Source organism: Kitasatospora sp. NPDC054939, assembly GCF_053610105.1.
The window spans coordinates 64,621-68,824 of record NZ_JBSGXP010000026.1; the positions used below are offsets into that span (position 1 = coordinate 64,621).

Consider the following 4,204-nt stretch of genomic DNA (forward strand, 5'->3'; position numbering starts at 1 on the left):
TAACCACCGGCGCCCACACGCGCGCACACCCCCACCCCGCACCCCGGTGGGCCAACATTATCATCCCACACCACCACCCCCTCTGCGCCGGAAGTCGGACCGGCCGACTTCCGGCGCAGAGGGGTACCACTCCTCACGTCACCTCACGTCACCTCGCCCCCATCCCCATCCTGTCCTCCCGCCGGCCGGCCTCATGGCCGCCCCATGTGTGTGGGGTAGTAGCCGGTACTGATCCGGGAGATGCGGATGTTGGTGCCCGGTCGCGCGGCCTCGACGTACTGGTTGTTGCCCAGGTAGATCGCCACGTGGTGGATGCCGCGGGCGGTGCCGTCGTCCGACCAGAAGAGCAGGTCGCCCCGGCGCAGCTGGCTGGCCCGGACCGGCGTGGTCGCGGCGTACTGGTCGTTGGCGACGCGCGGCAGGGCGATGCCGCCGCGCTTGAACGCCTGCTGCACCAGGCCCGAGCAGTCGTAGCCGTCCGGCCCGTTGCCGGCCGTCCGGAACGGCTTGCCGAGCTGGGCGAGCGCGAACTGCACCGCCGTCTCCACGTCCGCGTCGGCCGCGGGGGCGGGCGTCGAGTCGGCCGAGGTCGCGGTAGTCGTCGAGGCCGTCGACGTCCCGCTGGTCCGGGCGAGGTAGATGGAGTAGTGGCTGGTCCAGCGCCACTCGCCCCGGCTGTTCTTGAACCAGTAGCGCGAGCCGTCCCAGCCCTGCTTGATGGTGCCGTTCGACACCTTCGCCGTGCTCGTGGTGGCACTCTTGGTGCTCTTGCCGGTGGTCCGGGCCAGGTAGACGTCGTAGTGCGAGGTCCACCGCCACTGCCCCTGGCTGTTCTTGAACCAGTAGCGCGAGCCGTCCCAGCCGGCGTGGGCGGGGGCGGGCTCGGCACTCGCGGTGCCTGCGCCGGCGCCGAGGCCGATGACACCGGCGCCGCCCGCGATCACGGCCACCATTGCTATCCCCCGGCGGATGCGCCCGGGCCGGGAGGAGCGGGAGGTGCGGGACGGGCTGGCGGCGCTCTTGACGGTGGTCATCCTGCTGACTTCCTTACCTGTGGTGCGTCACTCGACGAGTCGGTGCTCGACGCGGCCGGAGCTCGACGGGTCGGAGCCCGGCATGCCGATCGAACGGGCATTCAGTTCTGCCCTGCGAGTCACGTTAGGCACGCGCCCGCTCACACCGCGCAGTGGAGTGCGCCAAAGGAAGGGTTCACAGCCCGTGAGCACCCGTCATCTGACGAGCCGCCGCCGACCACGCATCGGCCCGCCCCGAGCCCCCGTCAGCCCGGCCCTCGTAGCCTTGCCGACCGGACACCGCCGGGCGCCGGCCGGACGACCGACCGGCCCACCCGACGCCCCGCCCGCCGCCCCGTCAGCCGCCCTGCGCCTCCGTCAGCAGCTGCTTCTTCAGCACCTTCCCCATCGCGTTGCGCGGCAGTTCGGGCACCAGCACGACCCGCCGGGGCCGCTTGTGGACGGACAGCCGTTCGGCCACGAACGCGGTCAGCTGTTCCCCCGTCACGGCACCGTCCGGGATGACGTACGCGACGACGGCCTGCCCGAGGTCGTCGTCCGGCGCGCCGACGACGGCGGCGTCCGCGACGGCGGGGTGGTCGCGCAGGGCGGCCTCGACCTCGCCGGCGCCGATCCGGTAGCCGCCGCTCTTGATGAGGTCGACGGAGGCCCGGCCGACGATGCGGTGGAAGCCGTCCGGGTCGATGACGGCCACGTCCCCGGTGCGGAACCAGCCGTCGGCCGTCCAGGCCTCGGCGTCGGCGTCGGGCCGGTTGAGGTACCCGGCGAACAGGGTCGGCCCGGCGACCTGCAGCTCGCCGACGCTCTCCCCGTCGTACGGGACGGGTTCGCCGTCCTCGCCGACCAGGCGGGTGCGGACGCCGTCCAGCGGCAGGCCGACGCTGCCGGGCCGCCGTTCGCCGTCCGCCCGGGTGCTGACGGTGATCAGCGACTCGGTCATCCCGTACCGCTCGATCGGGGCGTGCCCGGTGAGCGCGGCGAGCTTGCGGAAGACCGGCACCGGGAGGGGGGCGCTGCCGGAGACCAGCAGGCGGGCCGTTGCGAGCTGTCCGGCGGCCTCCGGGTCGGCGGCGATCCGGGACCACACGGTCGGCACGCCGAAGTACAGGCTCCCGCCGGAGGCCGCGTAGCCGGCGGGGGTGGGCCGTCCGGTGTGCACCAGTCGGCTGCCGGTCCGCAGCGCGCCGAGGACGCCGAGCACCAGACCGTGCACGTGGAACAGCGGCAGGCCGTGCGCGAGGGTGTCCTCGGCGGTCCACTGCCAGGCGTCGGCCAGCGCGTCCAGGTCGGCGGCGACGGCCGAACGGTGCAGCACCGCGCCCTTGGGCGCACCGGTGGTGCCGGAGGTGTAGAGCACGAACGCGGGTGCCTCGGGGGCGGGTTCGGCGTACGTGGCGGCCGAGCGCTGCAGCACGTCGACCGGCAGCGGTGCCACGCCGGTGCCGACGGGCGGCTGCTCCCCGACGGCGTGGGCGAGCAGGGCGGCGCCGGAGTCCCGCAGGATGTGCGCGCGCTCCGCGGTCCCGGAGTCGGGCGGCAGCGGCACCACGGGCACCCCGGCCAGCAGCCCGCCCACCACGGCGGTGACGGTCTCCACGGTCGGCCGGGCGAGGACGGCGAGCGCGGGCGCCCCGGCGACCCGGTCGGCCACGGCGGTGGCCGCGCCGAGCAGCTGCTCGCGCGAGAGCTCCCGCCCGTCGATCCGCAGCGCATCCCCGCTGTCGCCGTACGCACCCTGAAGTGCCGTCAACAGTGTCATCACGTCCGTCTCGCTCCCACCGGTGCCCGACCATTCGTCCGGCCCGACTCTACGGGGCCGTCCGGGCGTCTCCGGGAACGCCGGACGCCGCGCCTCCGGGTGTCTCCGGTATCTCGGGGCACCCCCGGAACCACCGGGCCACCACCCCGGCCGACGCCCACGCACGGGCGCCCACACACGGACGGGCGCGTACCGGGCGCCCGCGTACAGGCAGGCGCGCCCCGCGCGGGCGCGTACGCCGAAGGGCGCGCCCGGGGTCACCCGGACGCGCCCTTCGCCGACGGTTGCGCGGATCAGCCCTTGCGGGACTTGACCTCGGCGGTCAGCTGCGGCAGGACGGCGAACAGGTCGCCCACCACGCCGTAGTCCGCGAGCTCGAAGATCGGGGCCTCGGCGTCCTTGTTGATCGCCACGATGGTCTTCGAGGTCTGCATGCCGGCCCGGTGCTGGATGGCGCCGGAGATGCCGTTGGCCACGTACAGCTGCGGGGAGACCTGCTTGCCGGTCTGGCCGACCTGGTTGCTGTGCGGGTACCAGCCGGCGTCGACGGCGGCGCGGGAGGCGCCGACGGCCGCACCGAGGGCGTCCGCGAGCTCCTCGACGACGCCGAAGCCCTCGGCGGCACCGACACCGCGGCCGCCGGAGACCACGATGGCGGCCTCGGTCAGCTCGGGGCGGCCCGAGGAGACGCGCGGGGTGCGGGAGACGACCGTGGCGGCGTTGCCGGTGAAGCGGACCTCGACGTTCTCGACCGCGCCGGCGGCCGGGGCGGCCTCGGGGGCGACGGCGTTCGGCTTGACGGTGATGACCGGCACGCCGCGCGAGACCTTGGACTTCACCTGGAAGGAGGCCGCGAAGACGGACTGGGTGGCGACCGGGCCGCTGTCGCCGGCCTCCAGGTCGACGGCGTCGGTGATGATGCCGGAGCCCAGGCGGAGGGCGACGCGGGCGGCGACCTCCTTGCCCTCGCCGGAGGAGGTCACCAGCACCGCACCCGCACCGGTGGACGCGGCGATCTGCGCCAGCGCGTCCACCTTGGGCACGACGAGCCGGTCGGTGAACTCGGCGCCGTCCGCGACGTACACCTTGGCCGCACCGAACTCGGCGGCCTTCGCCGCGATGTCGCCGGCCGCGGCACCGGCGCCCAGGACGACGGCCGACGGCTCGCCGATCCGACGCGCCAGCGTCAGCAGTTCGAGGGCCGGCTTGCGGACCGCGCCGTCGGCGTGGTCCACGAGAACCAGGATCTCAGCCATGATTCGTTGCTCCTGATCGATCGTTGGTTGCGCGTGGAGTGCGCGAGAGGCGGTGGGACTAGATGAACTTCTGGCCGGCGAGGAACTCGGCGAGCTGCTTGCCGCCCTCGCCCTCGTCCTTCACGACCGTGCCCGCGGTACGCGCCGGACGCGCC

3 protein-coding genes and 1 pseudogene are annotated in these 4,204 nt (G+C 74.2%); all 4 read right to left on the minus strand.

What is annotated here, in order from left to right:
* Positions 1-191: 191 nt before the first annotated feature.
* Positions 192-1,034 (minus strand): C40 family peptidase, encoded by an 843-nt coding sequence (locus ACWGB8_RS10680; protein WP_452212271.1) that lies wholly within the window; start codon positions 1,032-1,034, stop codon positions 192-194.
* A 337-nt stretch (positions 1,035-1,371) separates the two neighbouring features.
* Positions 1,372-2,793 carry an acyl-CoA synthetase gene (locus ACWGB8_RS10685; RefSeq protein ID WP_452212273.1) on the minus strand — a complete coding sequence of 474 codons (1,422 nt, stop codon included), beginning with the start codon at positions 2,791-2,793 and terminating at the stop codon, positions 1,372-1,374.
* A 293-nt stretch (positions 2,794-3,086) separates the two neighbouring features.
* A complete protein-coding gene (locus ACWGB8_RS10690; RefSeq protein ID WP_452212275.1) occupies positions 3,087-4,049 on the minus strand; it encodes an electron transfer flavoprotein subunit alpha/FixB family protein in 963 nt (320 codons plus the stop codon).
* 58 nt (positions 4,050-4,107) lie between these two features.
* Positions 4,108-4,204, minus strand: a pseudogene (locus tag ACWGB8_RS10695) (electron transfer flavoprotein subunit beta); the annotation flags it as partial.